The sequence below is a fragment of the Crossiella sp. SN42 genome (assembly GCF_023897065.1).
GTDB lineage: Bacteria > Actinomycetota > Actinomycetes > Mycobacteriales > Pseudonocardiaceae > Crossiella.
On sequence record NZ_JAMHIV010000049.1, the window covers coordinates 1 to 17,333 of the forward strand.

The window sequence follows — 17,333 nt, forward strand, 5'->3', positions numbered from 1 at the left end:
CCTCCCGGCCTCCCGGCCTCCCGGCCTCCCGGCCTCCCGGCCTCCCGGCCTCCCGGCCTCTGCCCCGCCCGCTCCGCTTCCCCTTGATCTTGGATTTGTCTTCGGGTTTGGGGGTGTGGTCGCCGTAGGGTTTGGCTGGTGGGGATGTATGTGTCTGTTCGTGGGTGGATTGAGGTTCGGCACGAGCAGTGGGATGTGTTCAAGCGGATCGTGGCCAGTCATGGTCAGGAGCGGTACGCGGCTGGGTTTGTGTTTCCTTCGGGGTTCGCCTGGTCGCTTCCGGTCTGCTACGCGGCTGATGTTCGGGAGTGGGCGGTCAAGCCTCTTCGTTGGCTGGTGGCTGAGTTGGCTCGGATGGAGCCGGTGGATGAGGACCTGGACATGCCTGCGGGGTTCTTTCTGCTGAGTGACGAGTGGCAGCAGTCGTTCTCGTGGACCGTTCGGGATGGTCAGGTGATCGACGGGCCTGCGCCTGCGGAGCTGCGGTGGTTCGCGGAGCGGCCCTGAGGTTGGGATGACCTGCGGCAATCGTTAGGGGAACGCCTACCAAAGTTCACTCGATCAGGGAAAGATTCCTCCTCCCGACCCCGACCGGGAGGACCTGAGTTTCGGATGAGCTACCGCCGCCGAATGTTGTTTCCGCTGTTGGCCGCCTCGTGTGTGGCCGCTGCCCTGCCTGTGGGTGCCGTTGCGGTGCCGTCCCCCGATGTGCTGATCTCCGAGGTCTACGGCGGGGGTGGGAACTCCGGGGCGAGCCTGACCCATGACTTCGTTGAGTTGGCCAATCCGAGTGCCGTGGCCGTCGACCTGACCGGGTGGAGCATGCAGTACCTGACCGCTTCGCCCTCCTCCGGGTCGCGGTGGCAGGCCACGCCGTTGGCTGGTGCTGTTGCCGCGGGGAAGCGGTACCTGGTTGGGCAGGCGAAGGGGAGTGGGGGCAGCGTCGCGTTGCCCGCGCCGGATGCGGTGGGCACCCTGGCCATGGGGGGTTCTGGGGGGACCGTCGCGCTGGTCAAGGGGACTGAGGTGCTGACCTGTCTGACCGCGCTTGACTGCGCGGCGGATGGGCGGATCCGGGATCTTGTGGGCTACGGCAATGCGGTGGTGCGGGAAGGTAACCCGGTTGGGGCTACCTCGAACGCCACCTCGGCGGCGCGGGGGGCGTTGACCGACACCGATGACAACGCCGCTGACTTCGTGGTCGGGGAGCCCACCCCGGTGAACAGCAAGGGGGAGGGGCCGGGGAGCGGGGAGCCTGGGCCGCAGCCGGTGGCGGCGCGGATTCACCAGGTGCAGGGGACTACCCGGGTTTCGCCGTTGCGGGACAAGGTGGTTGTGCTGCCGGGGGTGGTCACCGCGGTGCGGGCGTTCGGGCCTGCGCGGGGGTTCTGGGTGCAGGATGTGGTGCCGGATGGCGATCCGCGCACGAGTGAGGGGTTGTTCGTGCACACCGGGGGCACGACGCCTGCGGTGGCGGCCGGGGACGATGTGCTGGTCACCGGGACCGTGACCGAGTTCTACCCGGTGGCCAACGGTGAGGATCCGCGGACCACGCCGAACCAGTCGGTCACCCAGCTGACTAAGGCGACCTGGGTGGTGCGGGGGAGCGGGAAGCCGTTGCCCGAGGCGGAGGTGCTTGGGGCGGAGACCGTGCCTGCGGCGCTGACCGCCACGCCTGGTGGCAGCATCGAGGCGTTGGCGCTGGAGCCGGGGAAGTACGCGCTGGACTTCCTGGAGTCGCGGGAGGGCATGCGGCTGCGGGTGAGTGACGCTCGGGTGGTCGGCGCCACCGACGGGTTCAACGCGTTGTGGGTGACCAGCAAGCCGGCGCAGAACACCACCGTGCGCGGCGGGACCGTGTATCCGTCGTACGCCGACGCGAACACCGGGCGGCTGAAGGTGGAGTCGTTGTTGCCGTTCGCGCAGCGGCCCTTCCCCAAGGCCGATGTCGGGGACCGGCTCAAGGGCGTCACCGAGGGGCCGTTGGACTACAGCCGGTTCGGCGGTTACGTGTTGCAGGCCAGCGTTCTTGGCGAGCACGTCTCCGGTGGGCTGGTGCGCGAGGTCACTCGCAAGCAGCGGGAGCACGAGCTGGCGGTGGCCACCTACAACGTGGAGAACCTCTCGCCGGTGGACAAGCCGGAGAAGTTCGCCGCGCTGGCCAACGGTGTGGTCCGGCACCTGGCGAACCCGGATGTCGTGGTGCTGGAAGAGATCCAGGACGACAACGGGCCTGCCAACGACGCGGTGGTCGGCGCGGACGCCACGCTGACGAAGTTCACCGAGGCGATCGTGGCCGCCGGTGGGCCGAAGTACGACTGGCGGCAGATCAACCCCAACGACGACCAGGACGGCGGGCAGCCCGGCGGCAACATTCGGGTGGGCTTCCTGTTCAATTCGGCTCGGGTGTCCTTTGTGGACCGTCCGGGCGGGGATGCGGACACGCCGGTGCGGGTGGTCAAGCAGCACGGCAGGGCGGCGCTTTCGGTCTCGCCAGGGCGGATCGCGCCCGCGGACGAGGCGTGGCGGAACAGTCGCAAGCCGCTGGCCGGTGAGTTCCGGTTCCCGGCCCGTGGGCCGTTGAGCCGCACCGTGTTCGTGGTGGCCAACCACTTCGCGTCCAAGGGCGGGGACCAGCCGCTGCACGGCCGGTTCCAGGAGCCGCAGCGCAGCTCCGAGGTGCAGCGGCTCAAGCAGGCGAAGCTGTTGCGCGGGTTCGCCGACTCGCTGCGGGCGGTGGAGAAGGACGCCAACCTGGTGGTGGCAGGCGACCTCAACGACTACCTGTTCTCCCCGGCGCTGAAGACCCTGCTGGACGGTCCGGTGCTGCACGCGCCGATGAACGACCTCAAGCCCGGCGAGCGCTACAGCTACGTCTTCGACGGCAACTCGCAGACGCTGGACCACATCCTGGTCAACCGGAAGCTGGACCGGCGGGTGGACTACGACGTGGTGCACATCAACGCCGAGTTCCACGAGCAGGCCAGCGACCACGACCCGCAGCTGGTCCGGTTCCGCCCGCGCACCGGCCTGCCGCTGGTGGACGCGCTGGAGGACCTGATCGACTGTCTGGAACCCAAGGGCTGATCCGGGAGTGCGGATGCGGGTACGGGCTCAGCTGGGCGTGGCCGGACTGCTGGTCCTGCTCGGGGTGCTGGTGATCGCCGCCCCGGCGGACGGGCCGATGGTGGTCGAGGGCGCGCTGATCGAGTTCGGCCCGCACCGCCCGGTGCCGACCATGATCGACCTGGCCGGGCTCGCGGTGTGCGCCGCGGGCCTGGTCTGGTTGCTGGTGCTGCTGATCCGCTACCTGCCCGCGGTCCGGCGCTGCCTCGGTGAGCGCACCGTCTTCGGCGCCGGACTGCTCGGCGGGTTCGGCTTCGGGCTGCTGCTGTGCGCGGTCGCCACCGGCCTGCCCGGCTGGTGGATCGTGGGCGGCGCGCTGGCCGGCACCGTGCTGGTGGTGCTCTCGGTCAGCCTGGCGCTCCGGGCTCCGGACTGACCCCGGGCAGCCGGGTGTACTTGGTCAGCTCCGCCCGGCCCTTCACCAGCTCCACCGGGTACCGGGCCGCGTTCACCGCGCCCTTCTCCCGCACCGCCTCGACCAGGTCCACGTCGAGCACGTCGGCCAGCCGCAGCAGGTAGGACAGCACGTCGGCCAGCTCGTGCCGCACCTGCACGGCCCGGTCCGGGTCCCCCATCACCTGCTGGGCCTCGGCGTCGGTGAGCCACTGGAAGATCTCCGCCAGCTCGCCCACCTCGCCGACCAGGGCCATGGCCAGGTTCTTCGGCGTGTGGAACCGATCCCAGTCCCGCTCGGCGACGAACCTGGCCACCATCGCCTGCAGCTCGGAGATCTCCATCCGCCGAGTCTAGGGTTCTCCCCTCGGGGTCCTCCCTGATGCCCGGAAGCCCTTGTCGCGACAGGCTTTCCGCATGAAGCCCACCCGCGCCGCACTCGCCGCCGCGCTGTCGCTGACCCTGCTCGGCGCGGCGGCCGCCCCGGCCGTCGCCGCCGAAGGCCGCACCGGCTGCCACGCGAGTGTCCCGCTCAACACCGCCCCGCTGGAGCAGGCCATCGCGGGCCTGCCGGACGCGGAGGCGACCAGCGCCATCGTGCGCGCCACCGGACCGGCCGGGTGCTGGACCGGCGGCTCCGGCGTGGCCGACCTGCGCACCGGGCGGGCGGCGCCGCCGCACGGGCGGTTCCGGATCGGCAGCATCACCAAGGTGTTCGTGGCGGTCGTCGCGCTGCGACTGGCCGGGGAGGGCAGGCTGAGCCTGGACGACACCGTGCAGCGGCACCTGCCCGGCACGCTGCCCGCGGACTACCCGCCGGTGACCATCCGTCAGCTGCTCAACTACACCAGCGGCCTGCCCAGCCCCCGGCTGGCCGACGAGTCGCCGGAGTACCAGGTGGCGCACCGCTTCGACCGGCACACGCCGCAGGAGTACCTGCGCGCGGCCTTCCAGCACGCCAAGGAGTTCGAGCCGGGCGAGAAGCAGTCGTACACCAACATCAACTACAAGGTGCTGGGACTGGTGCTGGAGCGGGTCACCGGCCGCCCGTACGGCAAGGAGGTCGAGGACCGGGTGCTCCGCCCGCTCGGCCTGCGGCACACCACGGTGCCCGGCGAGGAGGTGTTCATCCGCGGCCCGCACGCCCGCGGCTATCAGCTGATCACCGTGGCCGGGCAGCGGAAGCCGGTGGACGTCACCGAGTGGAACCCCTCCGGCGACTGGGCCACCGGTGAGATGATCTCCACCCTGGCCGACCTGGACACCTTCGTGGCCGCGCTGCTGGGTGGCAGGCTGCTGCCGCCTGCGCAGCAGGCCGAGCTGTTCGCGGTGCCCGCGGTGTCCGACGTCAGCGGCCGCGCGGCGAGTTACGGCGGCGGGTTGCAGCGGCTGAAGGTGCCCGGCGTCGGCGTCGTGTGGGGCAAGACCGGTGCGCGGTACGGCTACACCGCGGGCATGGGCGGCACCCTGGACGGTCTGCGGCGCACGACGTACGCGGTGACCGCCAAGGACGCCAAGAGCAGCGTCAACTCGCCGGCCCTGCCGCAGCGGATCATCGTCCCGGCGATGACCCTCGCGGCCCGCTGACCACCCGTTTTGTCGGGTGAATCCCGGCTGGAGTAAGCTCCCCAGCGGAGGATTCGCATAGTGGCCTAGTGCGCACGATTGGAAATCGTGTTGGGATAAAACCCTCGGGGGTTCAAATCCCCCATCCTCCGCTCAGGCCAGCGGCCCCGGACGCCATCGACGTCCGGGGCCGCTGCCGTTGCCGAGGAGTGCCGATCCGGGACATGGGGAGAACACCCCATTGCCGTAGCGCCCGATGGGGTGATCGACTGCACCCGTCCGGATGACTGGGGTTCAGGCAGGAGGAGTGTCCCGGTTGCGCACCGAACACGTTGAGGACTGGTTGTCCCGGCTGGCCTCGGCCGGGCCCGCCCCTGGTGGGGGCGCGGCGGCCGCGATGCACGCGGCGATGGCGGCGGCGCTGGTGGAGAAGGTCTGCAACTTCACCATCGGACGGCCCAGTTACGCCGAACACGAGTCGCTGGTCCGGCGGGTGTGCCAGGAGGCGAGCGAGCTGCGGCGGCAGGCGGTCGAGCTGGCCGACGCGGACGCGCGGGCCTTCACCTCGGTGACCGAGGCCTACAAGCTGCCTGCGAATGGCGAGCACGAGCGGATGGCGCGCAGCGCGGCGATCCAGGGCGCGCTGGTGATGGCGGCCGCGGTGCCGGTGCGCACCGCCGAGGTGGCCTCCAGGGTGCTGGAGCTGGTCGAGCGGATCATCGGGCGGTCCAACACCGCGGTGCTCTCCGACCTCGCGGTCTCCGCCTCCTCCTCGGGAGCGGCGCTGGCCTCGGCCTCGGTGCACGTGGAGGTGAACCGGGCCTCGATCAACTCGCCCGAGGTGGCCGAGCGGCTCGGGGACGCGGTGGCCAAGATCGAGGAAGCGATCGAGAACGCGCACCGGATCTCCGCCGAGGTGCGGGAGCGGATCAGTCGGGCAGCCCCAGTGGCGCGGTGATCCACAGCGACCAGTCCAGCAGCCGCGCCAGCTCCCCGGCCCGCTCCGGCGGCGCCCAGCCCCGCACCAGGCCCAGGAACCCGGTCAGGTCCTGCTGCACCGCCCGCAGCATCGCGGGCAGTTCGGCCGCGGGCAGGTCGATGCGGACCGGGACCGGGTCGCTGTCGCGGTGCACCTGGACCACGTCCTCGCTCAGCTCGGCCCAGATCTCCGGCGAGTGCCCGAAGTAGTGGCGTGTGCCCGCGAGCACCTGGGCCCAGCCCGGCCAGTCCTCGACCCCGCTGCAGCAGCCCGGCTCGATCACCACGCCGGTGGCCGGGTCGGTGACCAGCAGGCCGCCGGGCACGATGATCATGTCGGTGTCCAGCAGCGCGGTCAGCGGATCGGTCTCGTCGTCGAGGTAGCCGCCCATGCGGGTCAGCACCTGGTCCAGCTCGGCCGGGGTCAGGTCCCCGGACAGCGGCAGGAAGCTCAGGTCGTCGAGCTCGATCACGGGACGCAGCACCGGGCCAGTCTGCGCCGGTTCGCTCCTTCGGGCACTCCAATTGCCGGTCCCCGGCGGCGGGGGAAGCTGGGTGCGCGGATCCGGGACACCGTTGGCGCACACCCCGGGTGAACCCGCTACACTGAACGTGGACCTCATGCGGCGTCCATCCTGTGAACCTCCCCAGGGCCGGAAGGCAGCAAGGATAAGCGGGCTCTGGCGGGTGCGTGAGGTCCCCTTTTTTGCCCAAAACCGGACTGTCGGTGGCGGCCGGTAAGGTCTCGCCTCGTGGCACTCGCCCTTTACCGCAAGTACCGTCCGGCGACCTTCGCCGAGGTTGTCGGGCAGGAGCATGTCACCGAGCCGCTGCGCACCGCGCTGGCCGCCGGCCGGGTCAACCACGCGTACCTGTTCTCCGGGCCGCGCGGGTGTGGCAAGACGTCCTCCGCCCGGATCCTCGCCCGCTCGCTCAACTGCGCGCAGGGCCCGACGCCCGATCCGTGCGGGACCTGCAACTCCTGCGTCAACCTCGCGCCGGAGGGCTCCGGCAGCGTGGACGTGGTGGAGCTGGACGCGGCCAGCCACGGTGGTGTGGACGACACCCGTGAGCTGCGCGACCGGGCCTTCTACGCGCCCGCCGAGTCGCGGTACCGGGTGTTCATCATCGATGAGGCGCACATGGTCACCACGCAGGGCTTCAACGCCCTGCTGAAGATCGTGGAGGAGCCGCCGGAACACCTGATCTTCATCTTCGCCACCACCGAGCCGGAGAAGGTGCTCGGCACCATCCGCTCCCGCACGCACCACTACCCGTTCCGGCTGATCCCGCCGGGCGCGATGCGGGCGCTGATCGAGCGCAACTGCGTCGACGAGGGCGTCTCGGTGGAGCCCGCGGTGTTCCCGCTGGTCATCAGGGCCGGTGGCGGTTCGGCCCGGGACACTCAGTCGGTGCTGGACCAGCTGCTGGCCGGGGCGGGGCCGGACGGGGTCACCTACGACCGGGCGATCGCGCTGCTCGGGGTCACCGACGTCGCGCTGATCGACGACGCGGTGGACGCGCTGGCCACCGGTGACGGGGCCGAGGTGTTCGGCGTGATCGACCGGCTGGTCGAGGCCGGGCACGACCCGCGCCGCTTCGCCGCCGACCTGCTGGACCGGCTGCGCGACCTGGTGCTGCTGGCCGCGGTGCCCGAGGCCGCCCAGCGCGGCCTGATCGACGTGCCGGAGGAACAGCTGACCCGGATGTCGGCGCAGGTCGAGCGGCTCGGGCCGGGCACGCTGACCCGGTTCGCCGAGATCGTGCACAACGGGCTGACCGAGATGCGCGGGGCCACCGCGCCCCGGCTGGTGCTGGAACTGCTGTGCGCGCGGATGCTGCTGCCCTCGGTCTCCGACACCGAGTCCGCCCTGCTGCAACGCCTGGAGCGGCTGGAGCGCCGGGCCACGGTCGCGCCGGTGGCCGCTTCGGTGGCGGAGGCCGGGATGCAGGCCGCGGTCGCCCAGGCGCCCGTCGCGCAGCCACCGGCCGCCGCGCAGGCGCCGGCGGGGGATAAGCCGACTTTCCAGCGCCGCTCGCAGGCCGAGCGCTCCTCGGCGCAGCCACCGGCCGCCGCGGCTCCGCAGACCGAACGGCCCGCGGCGCAGCCACCAGCCGCGCCCGCCCCGGCACCGCAGGTCGAGCGGCCCGCCGCGCCGGCCGCCACCGCACCTCCTGCCGCACCCCCGCCCGCCGCGCCGCCCGCCGCCGCGCCATCAGTGCCTGCCGCCGCGCCGACCGTGGCCGCCGGTGGGCTGGACGCGGCCGCGATCCGGCGGGTCTGGTCCGAGCTGCTGGCCGCCGTGCGGGCCAAGAGCCGCAGCACCGAGGCGATGCTGACCAACGCCACCGTGCAGTCCGTGGACGGTGAGACCGTGGTGCTCACCCACACCGCGGAACCGCTGGCCCGCCGCCTGTCCGACAGCCGCAACGCCGAGGTCATCGCCGAGGCGCTGGGCACCGTGGTGGGCGGTCGCTGGCGGGTCACCTGCGTGCACGGCGACGCCGCCCCGCCACCGACGCCCAGCGGCGGCAACGGCGGGTCCAAGCCCGCGCCCGCCCGGCAGCTGACCAGGCCCAGCCAGGGCAACCGGCCGGTGGCCGAGCCCGCGCCCGCCCCGGCGCCCGCGCCGCCGCCGGAGCCGGACATCCCGCTGCCGCCGGAGCCGGACGAGCCGGAGGACACCGAGGCGATGATCGCCGAGTCCACCGCGCTGGACGAGTCCGTGGTGATCCGCAACAACCACGAGGAAAGCACCATCGCGCTGGTCACCCAGCACCTCGGCGCCCGGCGGATCGAGAAGAGTTAGCTCAGGTACCGCAGCAGCCCCTCCGCGATCGCGGACGCGTACTTCTGCCTGCCCTCGGGGCTGGCGGCCAGTGCGGCCTCGGTGGCATCGCGCATGTTCGCGCACTCGATCATGATCGCCGGGCGGGTGGACAGGTTCAGGCCCGCGATGTCGTCGCGGCCGTTGAGGCCGGACTGGCCGACGTAGTTGGACAGCGGGATGCCGCCGTCCCGCATGGCGTCCCGCACCGTGGTGGCCAGCTTGGTCGACGGCGCGCCCTGGGCCGGGTTCAGCGGCGGGCTGGAGTAGATGATGTGGAAGCCGTGGTGCCCGGCGGTGGTCGAGCCGTCGGAGTGGATGGAGACCACCGCGTCCGCGTTCGCCCGGTTGCCGATCTCGGCCCGCTCGTTCACGCACGGGCCGACGCCGGTGTCGTTGGGCCTGGTCAGCTCGACCCGCACGCCCTTGGCGGTGAGCATGGCCTTGATCCGGTTGGCCACGTCCCAGGTGAAGGCGTGCTCGGTGTAACCGGAGCTCGTCTGGGTGCCGGTGGTGTTGCAGGGCTTGCCCTTGCCGCGGCCCGCGGGCACCGGCTTGTTGATCACGGCCGGGTTCTTGCTGTTGCCGCCGTTGTGGCCGGGGTCGATCACCACCACCTTGCCCTTGGCCGGTGGTGGCGGCGACGGCGACGGGGAGGTGCTGGGCGGCGGGGGTGAGCTGCTCGGCGGGGTGGTGGCGGCCGGGGTCTCCGGTGGCGGGGTGGTGGCTTCCGTGCTCGTGGCCGGGGTGGCGCTGGAGGAGGCGGCCGGTTCGCCGTTGCCGCAGGCGACCAGGGCGGTGACCGCCAGCGCGAGGGCCAGTGGGGTCATCAGGGGGGCACGGTGCACACCCCAACGGTGCCAGAAGCCGCGCGGCTACCCTGGTCACCACGCCAGAACGGCACGGGCGACGGCCCGTGCAGCGAGAGGAGCCCCCGTGCTACCCGGCCAGCCGAACATGCAGCAGATCATGGAGCAGGCGCAGCGCATGCAGGAGCAGCTCATGACTGCCCAGCAGGAGCTCGCCGAGGCCGAGGTGACCGGCACCGCCGGGGGCGGCCTGGTGACGGCGATCGTCGCGGGCACCGGTGAGCTGAAGTCCCTCGACATCGACCCGAAGGTGGTCGACCCCGAGGACACCGAGACGCTGGCCGACCTGGTGGTGGCCGCGGTGCGCGATGCCAACCGCGCGGTGGCCGAGCTGACCGCGGAGAAGATGGGGCCGCTGGCCGGCGGCCTCGGTGGCGGACTCGACCTGGGCGGCCTCGGCCTGCCCGGCGGCATGTAGCCGGAACAGGACGGCTGTGTACGAGGGACCGGTACAGGACCTGATCGACGAGCTCGGGCGGCTGCCCGGGGTCGGGCCGAAGAGCGCCCAGCGGATCGCCTTCCACCTGCTCGCCGCCGAACCCGCGGACATCTCGCGGTTGCAGGAGGTGCTGCAGAAGGTCAAGGAGGGCGTGCAGTTCTGCGAGGTCTGCGGCAACGTCTCCGAGGAGACCACCTGCCGGATCTGCAAGGACGCGCGCCGGGACGCCAGCCTGGTGTGCGTGGTGGAGGAGCCCAAGGACGTGCTCGCGGTGGAGCGCACCCGCGAGTTCAAGGGCCGCTACCACGTGCTCGGCGGCGCGCTGGACCCGTTGTCCGGCATCGGACCGGACCAGCTGCGCATCCGCGAGCTGCTGCGCCGGATCGGCGGCGACTCCGGCGGGGTGCAGGTCGCCGAGGTGATCATCGCGACCGACCCGAACACCGAGGGCGAGGCCACCGCCACCTACCTGGTGCGGATGCTGCGCGACTTCCCCGGCCTCACCGTGACCCGGCTCGCCTCCGGGTTGCCGATGGGCGGTGACCTGGAGTTCGCCGACGAGCTGACCCTGGGCCGCGCCCTCTCCGGCCGCCGCGCGATGTAGTGGACCGGGCCGTCGAGCTGCTGCTGGCCGCCCCGCCGAGGCTCGGCGGGGTCCGGCTGGCCGCGATCGACGGCCCGTCCGGCTCCGGCAAGTCCACCCGGGCGGACGCCCTGGTCGCCGAGCTGCGCGCGCGGGGCCATGACACCGGGCTGGTCCGCTCGGACGAGTTCGCCACCTGGGACGATCCGGTGTCCTGGTGGCCGAGGCTGGTCGCGGGCGTGCTGGACCCGCTGCGCCGGGGCGAACCTGGCCGCTACCGGCGCACCGCCTGGACCGATGGCCTGCCGCACCCCGGAGCCTGGGCGGAGCTGCCGGTGCCGGAGATCCTGGTGCTGGAGGGCGTGTCCACCGGCCGCCGCTCGGTCTCACCGCTGCTGTCCCTGCTCTGCTGGGTGGAACTGGCCGATCCCGGCCGCAGGCTGGCACGCGCGGTGACCAGGGATGGCGACAGCTGTCGCAACGCGCTGCTCCACTGGCAGCGCTTCGAACAGGGGTGGTTCGCCGTGGACGACACGCGCGGGCGGGCGGATGTGCGGTGGAACACCGAAGGTGACCGCAAGATCGGGTGAAACCCTTGTAAAACTCCGAAGAATTCACTCGACCTGATGACGCCTGACGTGGCCGTATCGTGACCTTCGCATCGTCGGTAGGGCCACATGGACGGGTTAGTGTCGGCGACCACACCATGTGACATCGGACCCATGAGGTGCGCGAGATGCCCAAGATTGACATGACACGGGGGTCGACGCTGCGCAAGCTGACCATTGTCGGCGTCGCCAGTATGACCGCCCTGTCCCTGACTGCGTGCGTGCAGTCGCAGCGAGACCAGGGCAACCAGGGGGGCAAGACCGGCGGGACACTGACTTTCGGCGCCGAGGGCAAGCCGAGGCACTTTGACCCGTTCTACGCCACCGACGGTGCCACGTTCCGCATTTCCCGCCAGATCTTCGAGGGTCTGGTGGGTTTCAAGCCGGGCACCGCGGAGGCAGGCCCTGAGCTGGCCACCAAGTGGGAGTCCAGCCCGGACGGCAAGTCCTGGACCTTCACCCTCAAGCAGGGCGTGAAGTTCCACGACGGCAGCGACTTCAACGCCGAGGCGGCCTGCTTCAACTTCAACCGCTGGTACAACCAGAAGGGCGCCGGGCAGAGCGCCTCGGTCTCCGAGTACTGGGTGGACAACTTCGGCGGCTTCGCCGATGGCGCCAAGCCCTCGCTGTTCAAGTCCTGCACCGTCAAGGACGCCTCGAACGTCGTGGTCGAGCTGACCGGCCCGTCCTCGAAGTTCCCCGACGTGCTCGGGCTGCCGTCCTTCTCCATGCAGAGCCCGACCGCGATGCAGAAGTACAACGCGGACAACGTGGTCGCGCAGGGCGACAGCTTCGCCTTCCCCGAGTACGCGCTGAAGCAGCCGACCGGCACCGGCCCGTTCAAGTTCGTCAACTACGACACGACGAACAACCTGGTCGAGCTGGGCCGCTTCGACGGCTACCACGGTGACAAGGCCAAGCTGGACAAGCTCAACTTCAAGATCATCCCGGACGAGACCGCGCGCAAGCAGGCGCTGCAGACCGGGGACATCGACGGCTACGACTACCCGGCCCCTGCCGACTGGGCGAAGCTGAAGAGCGACGGCTTCCAGGTCGTGCCCCGGGACGCGTTCAACCTGATGTACCTGGGCATCACGCAGAAGAACAACTCCAAGCTGCAGGACCTCCGGGTGCGCCAGGCGATCGCGATGGCGATCAACCGGGAGCAGCTGGTCAAGTCGCAGCTGCCGGAGAGCGCCACGGTCGCCACCCAGTTCATGCCCAAGATCGTGCAGGGCTACAACCCGAACGTGAAGCCGATCGAGTTCAACCAGGCCAAGGCCAAGCAGTTGCTGGCCGAGGCCGGGGCGAGCAACCTCGAGGTCAACTTCTGGTGGCCGAGCGAGGTCACCCGGCCGTACATGCCGAACCCGCAGGACATCTTCGGCGCGATCGCGGCTGACCTGCGCAACGTCGGCATCAAGCTGAACGTGGTGACCAAGCCGTGGAACGGTGGTTACCTCAGCGAGATCGACCAGGCCAAGGCGGACCTGTTCCTGCTCGGCTGGACCGGTGACCAGAGCGCGGCGGCGAACTGGATCGGCACCTTCTTCGGCAACGCGGAGAACCGCTTCTGGACCAAGGGCTCCCCGTGGGGCGAGGACCTGGCCAAGCGGCTGGACGCGGCGGACGTGACCGCGGACAAGGCCCAGCGGGAGAAGCTCTACCAGGAGCTGAACCGGCAGATCGTGGAGGAGTACCTCCCGGCCGTGCCGCTGTCGCACTCCCCGCCCGCGTTCGTGCTGAAGAAGGACGTCAAGAACCTGACGCCCAGCCCGCTGACCGCCGAGGAGTTCAGCCCGGTTACCAAGGGCTGACCTGCTTCTCCCACCACCACGAAACAGGATCTGACAGGTGCTCCGCTACACCGTGCGGCGGCTCCTCCAGCTCATCCTCGTCGTCGGTGTGCTCTCGCTGCTGCTCTTCGCCTGGCTACGCGCACTTCCAGGAGGGCCGGTCTCGGCCCTCCTGGGGGAGCGTGGCACCGAGGAGTCGCGGCGGGAGCTCTCCGCGCTGTTGGGGCTGGACCAGCCGATCTACGTGCAGTACTTCAAGTTCCTCGGTCGCGCCCTCTCGGGTGACTTCGGCATCTCGCTCGGCGTGCAGCCGGGCACCTCTGCCTTCGACCTCTTCCTGGAACGCTTCCCGGCCACGCTGGAGCTGAGCTTCTTCGCGATCATCCTCGCGATCGTGGCCGGCATCCCGCTGGGTTACCTGGCCGCCCGTCAGCGCGGCCGCTGGTTCGACAACGTCGGCGTGATCGGCTCGCTGATCGGTGTGGCCGTGCCGGTCTTCTTCCTCGCGTTCGTGCTCAAGCACCTGTTCGCGGTGGAGCTGGGCTGGCTGCCCTCGGCCGGGCGGCAGGACGACATCGACGCCACCAGGATCACCGGCTTCTACGTGCTCGACGGGATGATCACCGGCGAGTGGGACGCGGTGTTCAACTCCCTCGAACACCTCATCCTGCCCTCGATCGCGCTGGCCACCATCCCGTTCGCGGTGATCTTCCGGATCACCAGGGCCGCGGTGCTGGACGTGCTGGACGAGGACTACGTGCGCACCGCCCAGTCCAAGGGCCTGACCGCGCAGACGGTGCGCCGCAGGCACGTGCTGCGCAACGCGCTGCTGCCGGTGGTCACCACGATCGGCCTGCAGACCGGCGCGCTGCTGGCGGGGGCGGTGCTGACCGAGAAGGTCTTCGCCTTCCCCGGCCTCGGCGAGGCGCTGGCGCTGGGCTTCGAGCGCAGGGACTACCCGGTGCTCCAGGTGCTGATCATCGTGGCCGCCATGGTCTACGTGTTCGTCAACCTGCTCGTCGACCTGTCCTACGCGCTGATCGACCCGCGCGTGCGGACCCGCTGAGAGGAGGAGACATGCCAAGCAAGACCAAGATCGACGATCTGGCTTCCTCCACCGCGGAGACGCAGGTGGACACCGGGGTCAGCCTGGCGGCCAGCGCGTGGCGGCGGCTGCGCCGCAACCCGGTCTTCCTGACCGGCGCGGGGATCATCCTGCTGTTCGTGCTGGTCGCGATCCTGTCCCCGCTGCTGGCCCCGCACGACCCGGCCGACCGGATGCTGGCCGACCAGGTCATCAAGGCGCGCAACGAGATCCCGCCGTCCCAGCCGGGGCACCCGCTGGGCGGCGACCTGCAGGGCCGGGACTTCCTCTCCCGCCTGCTCATCGGCTCCCAGCAGACCCTGCTGGTCGGCGTGCTGGCCACGATGATCGGCCTGGCCGGCGGCCTGGTCCTGGGCACGCTGGCCGGCGCGCTCGGCGGCTGGGTGGACTCGGTGGTCATGCGCGCGGTGGACGTCATGCTGTCCATCCCCAGCCTGCTGCTGGCGGTGTCCATCGGCATGCTGTTCGCCCAGGCCAACCAGTTCACCGTGATCCTCGCGGTGGCGATCGTGCAGATACCCATCTTCGCGCGGTTGCTCAGAGGGTCGATGCTGGCGCAACGGCACAGCGACCACGTGCTGGCCGCGCGGGCGCTCGGGGTGAAACCGGCCGCGATCGTGTTCCGGCACATGCTGCCCAACTCGCTCGGCCCGGTGATCGTGCAGTCCACGCTGGTGCTCGCGGTGGCGATCATCGACGCGGCCGCGCTGTCCTTCCTCGGCCTGGGCAACCCGGATGACAACATCCCGGAGTGGGGCCAGATGCTCGGCGGCTCGCAGACCGTGCTGGACAGCCACCCGTCCCTGGCCTTCTGGCCCGCCAGCTGCATCATCGTGGTGGCACTGGGCTTCACGCTGATGGGCGAGTCGCTGCGCGATGCCCTCGACCCGAAGAACAGGCGGTGAATCCCCATGGCGCTGCTTGAGGTTCGTGACCTCAGCGTGGTCTTCCAGCGGCACGGCGAGGAGCCCTTCGCCGCGGTCGACGGGGTCAGCTTCGACGTCGCGCCCGGCCAGACGGTCGGGCTGGTCGGCGAGTCCGGCTGCGGCAAGTCGGTCACCTCGCTGGCCATCATGGGCCTGCTACCCAAGCGCGGGGCCAAGGTCAGCGGTTCGGTGAAGTTCGAGGACACCGAGCTGCTCTCACTGTCGGACCGGCAGATGCGGGACCGGCGCGGCCGGGACCTGGGCATGGTGTTCCAGGACCCGCTGTCCTCGCTGAACCCGGTGATCCCGATCGGCATCCAGGTCACCGAGGTGCTGGAGCGGCACCGCGGCATGGCGCGCAAGGAGGCCATGGGCGAGGCCAAGGACCTGCTGGACAAGGTCGGCATCCCGGATCCGACCCGGCGGCTCACCGAGTACCCGCACCAGCTCTCCGGCGGCATGCGGCAGCGCGCGCTGATCGCGATGGCGCTGGCCTGCCGTCCCCGGCTGCTGATCGCGGACGAGCCGACCACCGCGCTGGACGTGACCATCCAGGCCCAGATCCTGGCGCTGCTGAAGGAACTGGTGCAGGACACCGAGACCGCGCTGATCATGATCACGCACGACCTCGGCGTGGTGGCCGGGCTGTGCGACGAGGTCAACGTGCTCTACGGCGGCCGGGTGGTCGAGCGCGGGCGGCGGCACGAGCTCTTCGCCACACCCAAGCACCCGTACACGCACGGGCTGCTGGCCTCGATCCCGCGGCTGGACGCGCCGCGCGGGGAGAAGCTGGTGCCGATCCGAGGGTCGGTGGCCGACAACATCCCGTGGACGCACGCGTGCGCCTTCGCGCCGCGCTGCCCGAACGCGCTGGACACCTGCGTCGAGGTGACCCCGGCGATGGAGCTCGAGGCGGGCCGGTTGCTGCGCTGCCACAACCCGGTCCAGCAGGAGGTACCGGCATGACCGCCCCGGCCGAGACGACCACCGGAGTGTCCACTGTGGACGATGCTCTAGTCACGGTCGAGGGACTGAAGGTGCACTTCCCGATCAAGCGCGGGGTGGTGCTGGACCGCACGGTGGGCTACGTCTACGCGGTGGACGGCGTCGACCTCTCGGTGCGCCGCGGCGAGACCTACGGCCTGGTCGGCGAGTCCGGCTGCGGCAAGTCCACCTTCGGGCGGGCGCTGCTCAAGCTCACCCCGCCCACCGCGGGCAAGGTGGTCTTCGACGGCGTTGACCTGTCCTCGCTCAAGGGCGAGCCACTGCGGCACATGCGCCGCCGGATGCAGATGATCTTCCAGGACCCGCTGTCCTCGCTGGACCCCCGGCAGTCGGTGGAGTCGATCCTGGTGGAGGGCCTGCGCGCGCACAACCTGGACAAGGGCAAGGCGCAGACCAGCAAGCGGCTGCGCGACCTGCTCACCTCGGTCGGGCTGCCCAGCACCTCGCTGCGCAAGTACCCGCACGAGTTCTCCGGCGGTCAGCGGCAGCGCATCGGCATCGCCCGCGCGCTGACCGTGGAACCGGACCTCATCGTGGCCGACGAGCCGGTGTCCGCGCTGGACGTCTCGGTGCAGGCCCAGGTGGTCAACCTGCTGGAGGACCTGCAGGAGCAGCTCGGGCTCACCTACCTGGTGATCGCGCACGACCTGGCCGTGGTGCGGCACATCTCCGACCGGGTGGGCGTGATGTACCTGGGCGGACTGGTCGAGGAGGCCGGTTCGGACACCCTCTACGCCGACCCGCAGCACCCGTACACCAGGGCACTGCTGTCCGCGGTGCCGGTGCCGGACCCGCTGCTGGAGGACCGCCGCGAGCGGATCCTGCTGGCCGGCGACCTGCCCTCGCCGGCCAACCCGCCGACCGGCTGCCGGTTTCACACCCGGTGCCCGTGGCGGCAGGCGACCCGCTGCGACACCGAGCGGCCGGTGCTCCGGGAGGTCGCGCCGGGTCACCGGGTGGCCTGCCACTACGCGGAGGACATCAAGGCCGGGCGGATCCGGCCGCACGAGGTCGAGGCGGAGCTGGTGCAGGCCGACGACGGCATCTCGCCGGACATCAGCCTGACCGGTCCGGCGTCGGTCACTGAGGTGCTCGGGCCGTAGCTCTGTCA

17 protein-coding genes, 1 tRNA gene and 1 other RNA gene are annotated in these 17,333 nt (G+C 70.8%); 16 read left to right on the forward strand and 3 right to left on the reverse strand.

Features of this window, described 5'->3' with window-relative positions; all coding sequences use genetic code 11:
• Nucleotides 1–138 precede the first annotated feature (138 nt).
• The 3 genes from M8C13_RS40115 (at nucleotide 139) to M8C13_RS40125 (ending at nucleotide 3,502) form a co-directional block, all read left to right on the forward strand.
• Nucleotides 139–507 (forward strand): hypothetical protein, encoded by a 369-nt coding sequence (locus tag M8C13_RS40115; RefSeq protein WP_252486060.1) that lies wholly within the window; start codon nucleotides 139–141, stop codon nucleotides 505–507.
• A 123-nt stretch (nucleotides 508–630) separates the two neighbouring features.
• On the forward strand, nucleotides 631–3,087 hold the full coding sequence (locus tag M8C13_RS40120; protein WP_252486061.1) for an endonuclease/exonuclease/phosphatase family protein: 2,457 nt from the start codon (nucleotides 631–633) through the stop codon (nucleotides 3,085–3,087).
• 13 nt (nucleotides 3,088–3,100) lie between these two features.
• On the forward strand, nucleotides 3,101–3,502 hold the full coding sequence (locus tag M8C13_RS40125) for a hypothetical protein (RefSeq protein ID WP_252486062.1): 402 nt from the start codon (nucleotides 3,101–3,103) through the stop codon (nucleotides 3,500–3,502).
• On the opposite strand, the gene M8C13_RS40130 is transcribed toward M8C13_RS40125, so the two are convergent.
• Entirely contained in the window at nucleotides 3,474–3,863 is a 390-nt protein-coding gene (locus M8C13_RS40130) for a nucleotide pyrophosphohydrolase (RefSeq protein ID WP_252486063.1), read from the reverse strand. The genes M8C13_RS40125 and M8C13_RS40130 overlap by 29 nt on opposite strands.
• A gap of 73 nt (nucleotides 3,864–3,936) precedes the next feature.
• Between M8C13_RS40130 and M8C13_RS40135 the strand changes: the two genes are divergently transcribed.
• The 3 genes from M8C13_RS40135 to M8C13_RS40145 all read left to right on the forward strand — a co-directional run bounded on the left by M8C13_RS40135 (nucleotide 3,937) and on the right by M8C13_RS40145 (nucleotide 6,043).
• Nucleotides 3,937–5,106: a serine hydrolase gene (locus M8C13_RS40135; RefSeq protein WP_252486064.1), complete on the forward strand. Its 1,170-nt coding sequence runs from the start codon at nucleotides 3,937–3,939 to the stop codon at nucleotides 5,104–5,106.
• 46 nt (nucleotides 5,107–5,152) lie between these two features.
• Nucleotides 5,153–5,237 (forward strand) — tRNA-Ser (locus tag M8C13_RS40140).
• Between the two features lie 164 nt (nucleotides 5,238–5,401).
• The gene (locus M8C13_RS40145; protein ID WP_252486065.1) at nucleotides 5,402–6,043 is read left to right on the forward strand and encodes a cyclodeaminase/cyclohydrolase family protein; all 642 of its coding nucleotides are present in this window, start codon (nucleotides 5,402–5,404) and stop codon (nucleotides 6,041–6,043) included.
• Here M8C13_RS40145 and M8C13_RS40150 read toward each other — a convergent pair.
• The gene (locus M8C13_RS40150) at nucleotides 6,015–6,548 is read right to left on the reverse strand and encodes a hypothetical protein (protein WP_252486066.1); all 534 of its coding nucleotides are present in this window, start codon (nucleotides 6,546–6,548) and stop codon (nucleotides 6,015–6,017) included. The two genes, M8C13_RS40145 and M8C13_RS40150, sit on opposite strands and share 29 nt — an antisense overlap.
• A gap of 126 nt (nucleotides 6,549–6,674) precedes the next feature.
• Between M8C13_RS40150 and ffs the strand changes: the two genes are divergently transcribed.
• Together ffs and M8C13_RS40160 are read left to right on the forward strand one after the other, a co-directional pair.
• An RNA gene (gene ffs, locus M8C13_RS40155) (signal recognition particle sRNA small type) lies at nucleotides 6,675–6,769 on the forward strand.
• A 46-nt stretch (nucleotides 6,770–6,815) separates the two neighbouring features.
• Entirely contained in the window at nucleotides 6,816–8,873 is a 2,058-nt protein-coding gene (locus M8C13_RS40160; RefSeq protein ID WP_252486067.1) for a DNA polymerase III subunit gamma and tau, read from the forward strand.
• Here M8C13_RS40160 and M8C13_RS40165 read toward each other — a convergent pair.
• A complete protein-coding gene (locus tag M8C13_RS40165) occupies nucleotides 8,870–9,739 on the reverse strand; it encodes an N-acetylmuramoyl-L-alanine amidase (protein WP_308202913.1) in 870 nt (289 codons plus the stop codon). The two genes, M8C13_RS40160 and M8C13_RS40165, sit on opposite strands and share 4 nt — an antisense overlap.
• 109 nt (nucleotides 9,740–9,848) lie before the next feature.
• On the opposite strand from M8C13_RS40165, the gene M8C13_RS40170 reads away from it, so the two are divergent.
• The 8 genes from M8C13_RS40170 to M8C13_RS40205 all read left to right on the forward strand — a co-directional run bounded on the left by M8C13_RS40170 (nucleotide 9,849) and on the right by M8C13_RS40205 (nucleotide 17,325).
• A complete protein-coding gene (locus M8C13_RS40170; RefSeq protein ID WP_252486121.1) occupies nucleotides 9,849–10,178 on the forward strand; it encodes a YbaB/EbfC family nucleoid-associated protein in 330 nt (109 codons plus the stop codon).
• Nucleotides 10,179–10,194: 16 nt separating this feature from the next.
• Nucleotides 10,195–10,803 (forward strand): recombination mediator RecR, encoded by a 609-nt coding sequence (gene recR, locus M8C13_RS40175; RefSeq protein WP_252486068.1) that lies wholly within the window; start codon nucleotides 10,195–10,197, stop codon nucleotides 10,801–10,803.
• Complete coding sequence (locus M8C13_RS40180; protein ID WP_252486069.1) at nucleotides 10,803–11,372, forward strand: uridine kinase; 570 nt, start codon at nucleotides 10,803–10,805, stop codon at nucleotides 11,370–11,372. Before recR ends, M8C13_RS40180 begins: the two co-directional genes overlap by 1 nt.
• Nucleotides 11,373–11,518: 146 nt before the next feature.
• Nucleotides 11,519–13,207, forward strand: coding sequence for an ABC transporter substrate-binding protein (locus M8C13_RS40185; protein WP_252486070.1), 1,689 nt, complete (start codon nucleotides 11,519–11,521; stop codon nucleotides 13,205–13,207).
• A 37-nt stretch (nucleotides 13,208–13,244) separates the two neighbouring features.
• Nucleotides 13,245–14,252, forward strand: a complete 1,008-nt coding sequence (locus M8C13_RS40190; RefSeq protein WP_252486071.1) for an ABC transporter permease — start codon at nucleotides 13,245–13,247, stop codon at nucleotides 14,250–14,252.
• An 11-nt stretch (nucleotides 14,253–14,263) separates the two neighbouring features.
• Nucleotides 14,264–15,196: an ABC transporter permease gene (locus M8C13_RS40195; protein WP_252486072.1), complete on the forward strand. Its 933-nt coding sequence runs from the start codon at nucleotides 14,264–14,266 to the stop codon at nucleotides 15,194–15,196.
• Between the two features lie 6 nt (nucleotides 15,197–15,202).
• Nucleotides 15,203–16,183, forward strand: coding sequence for an ABC transporter ATP-binding protein (locus tag M8C13_RS40200; protein ID WP_252486073.1), 981 nt, complete (start codon nucleotides 15,203–15,205; stop codon nucleotides 16,181–16,183).
• Nucleotides 16,180–17,325: an ABC transporter ATP-binding protein gene (locus M8C13_RS40205; RefSeq protein ID WP_252486074.1), complete on the forward strand. Its 1,146-nt coding sequence runs from the start codon at nucleotides 16,180–16,182 to the stop codon at nucleotides 17,323–17,325. The genes M8C13_RS40200 and M8C13_RS40205 overlap by 4 nt, the downstream gene beginning before the upstream one ends.
• Nucleotides 17,326–17,333 lie beyond the last annotated feature (8 nt).

Excerpts from the sequence above, each read along its gene's own strand:
- M8C13_RS40120 (WP_252486061.1), top strand. The coding sequence starts at position 631 with ATGTTGTTTCCGCTGTTGGCCGCCTCGTGTGTGGCCGCTGCCCTGCCT.
- M8C13_RS40125 (WP_252486062.1), top strand. The coding sequence starts at position 3,101 with ATGCGGGTACGGGCTCAGCTGGGCGTGGCCGGACTGCTGGTCCTGCTC.
- M8C13_RS40130 (WP_252486063.1), bottom strand. The coding sequence starts at position 3,863 with ATGGAGATCTCCGAGCTGCAGGCGATGGTGGCCAGGTTCGTCGCCGAG.
- M8C13_RS40135 (WP_252486064.1), top strand. The coding sequence starts at position 3,937 with ATGAAGCCCACCCGCGCCGCACTCGCCGCCGCGCTGTCGCTGACCCTG.
- M8C13_RS40170 (WP_252486121.1), top strand. The coding sequence starts at position 9,849 with ATGCAGCAGATCATGGAGCAGGCGCAGCGCATGCAGGAGCAGCTCATG.
- M8C13_RS40185 (WP_252486070.1), top strand. The coding sequence starts at position 11,519 with ATGCCCAAGATTGACATGACACGGGGGTCGACGCTGCGCAAGCTGACC.
- M8C13_RS40195 (WP_252486072.1), top strand. The coding sequence starts at position 14,264 with ATGCCAAGCAAGACCAAGATCGACGATCTGGCTTCCTCCACCGCGGAG.
- M8C13_RS40200 (WP_252486073.1), top strand. The coding sequence starts at position 15,203 with ATGGCGCTGCTTGAGGTTCGTGACCTCAGCGTGGTCTTCCAGCGGCAC.
- M8C13_RS40205 (WP_252486074.1), top strand. The coding sequence starts at position 16,180 with ATGACCGCCCCGGCCGAGACGACCACCGGAGTGTCCACTGTGGACGAT.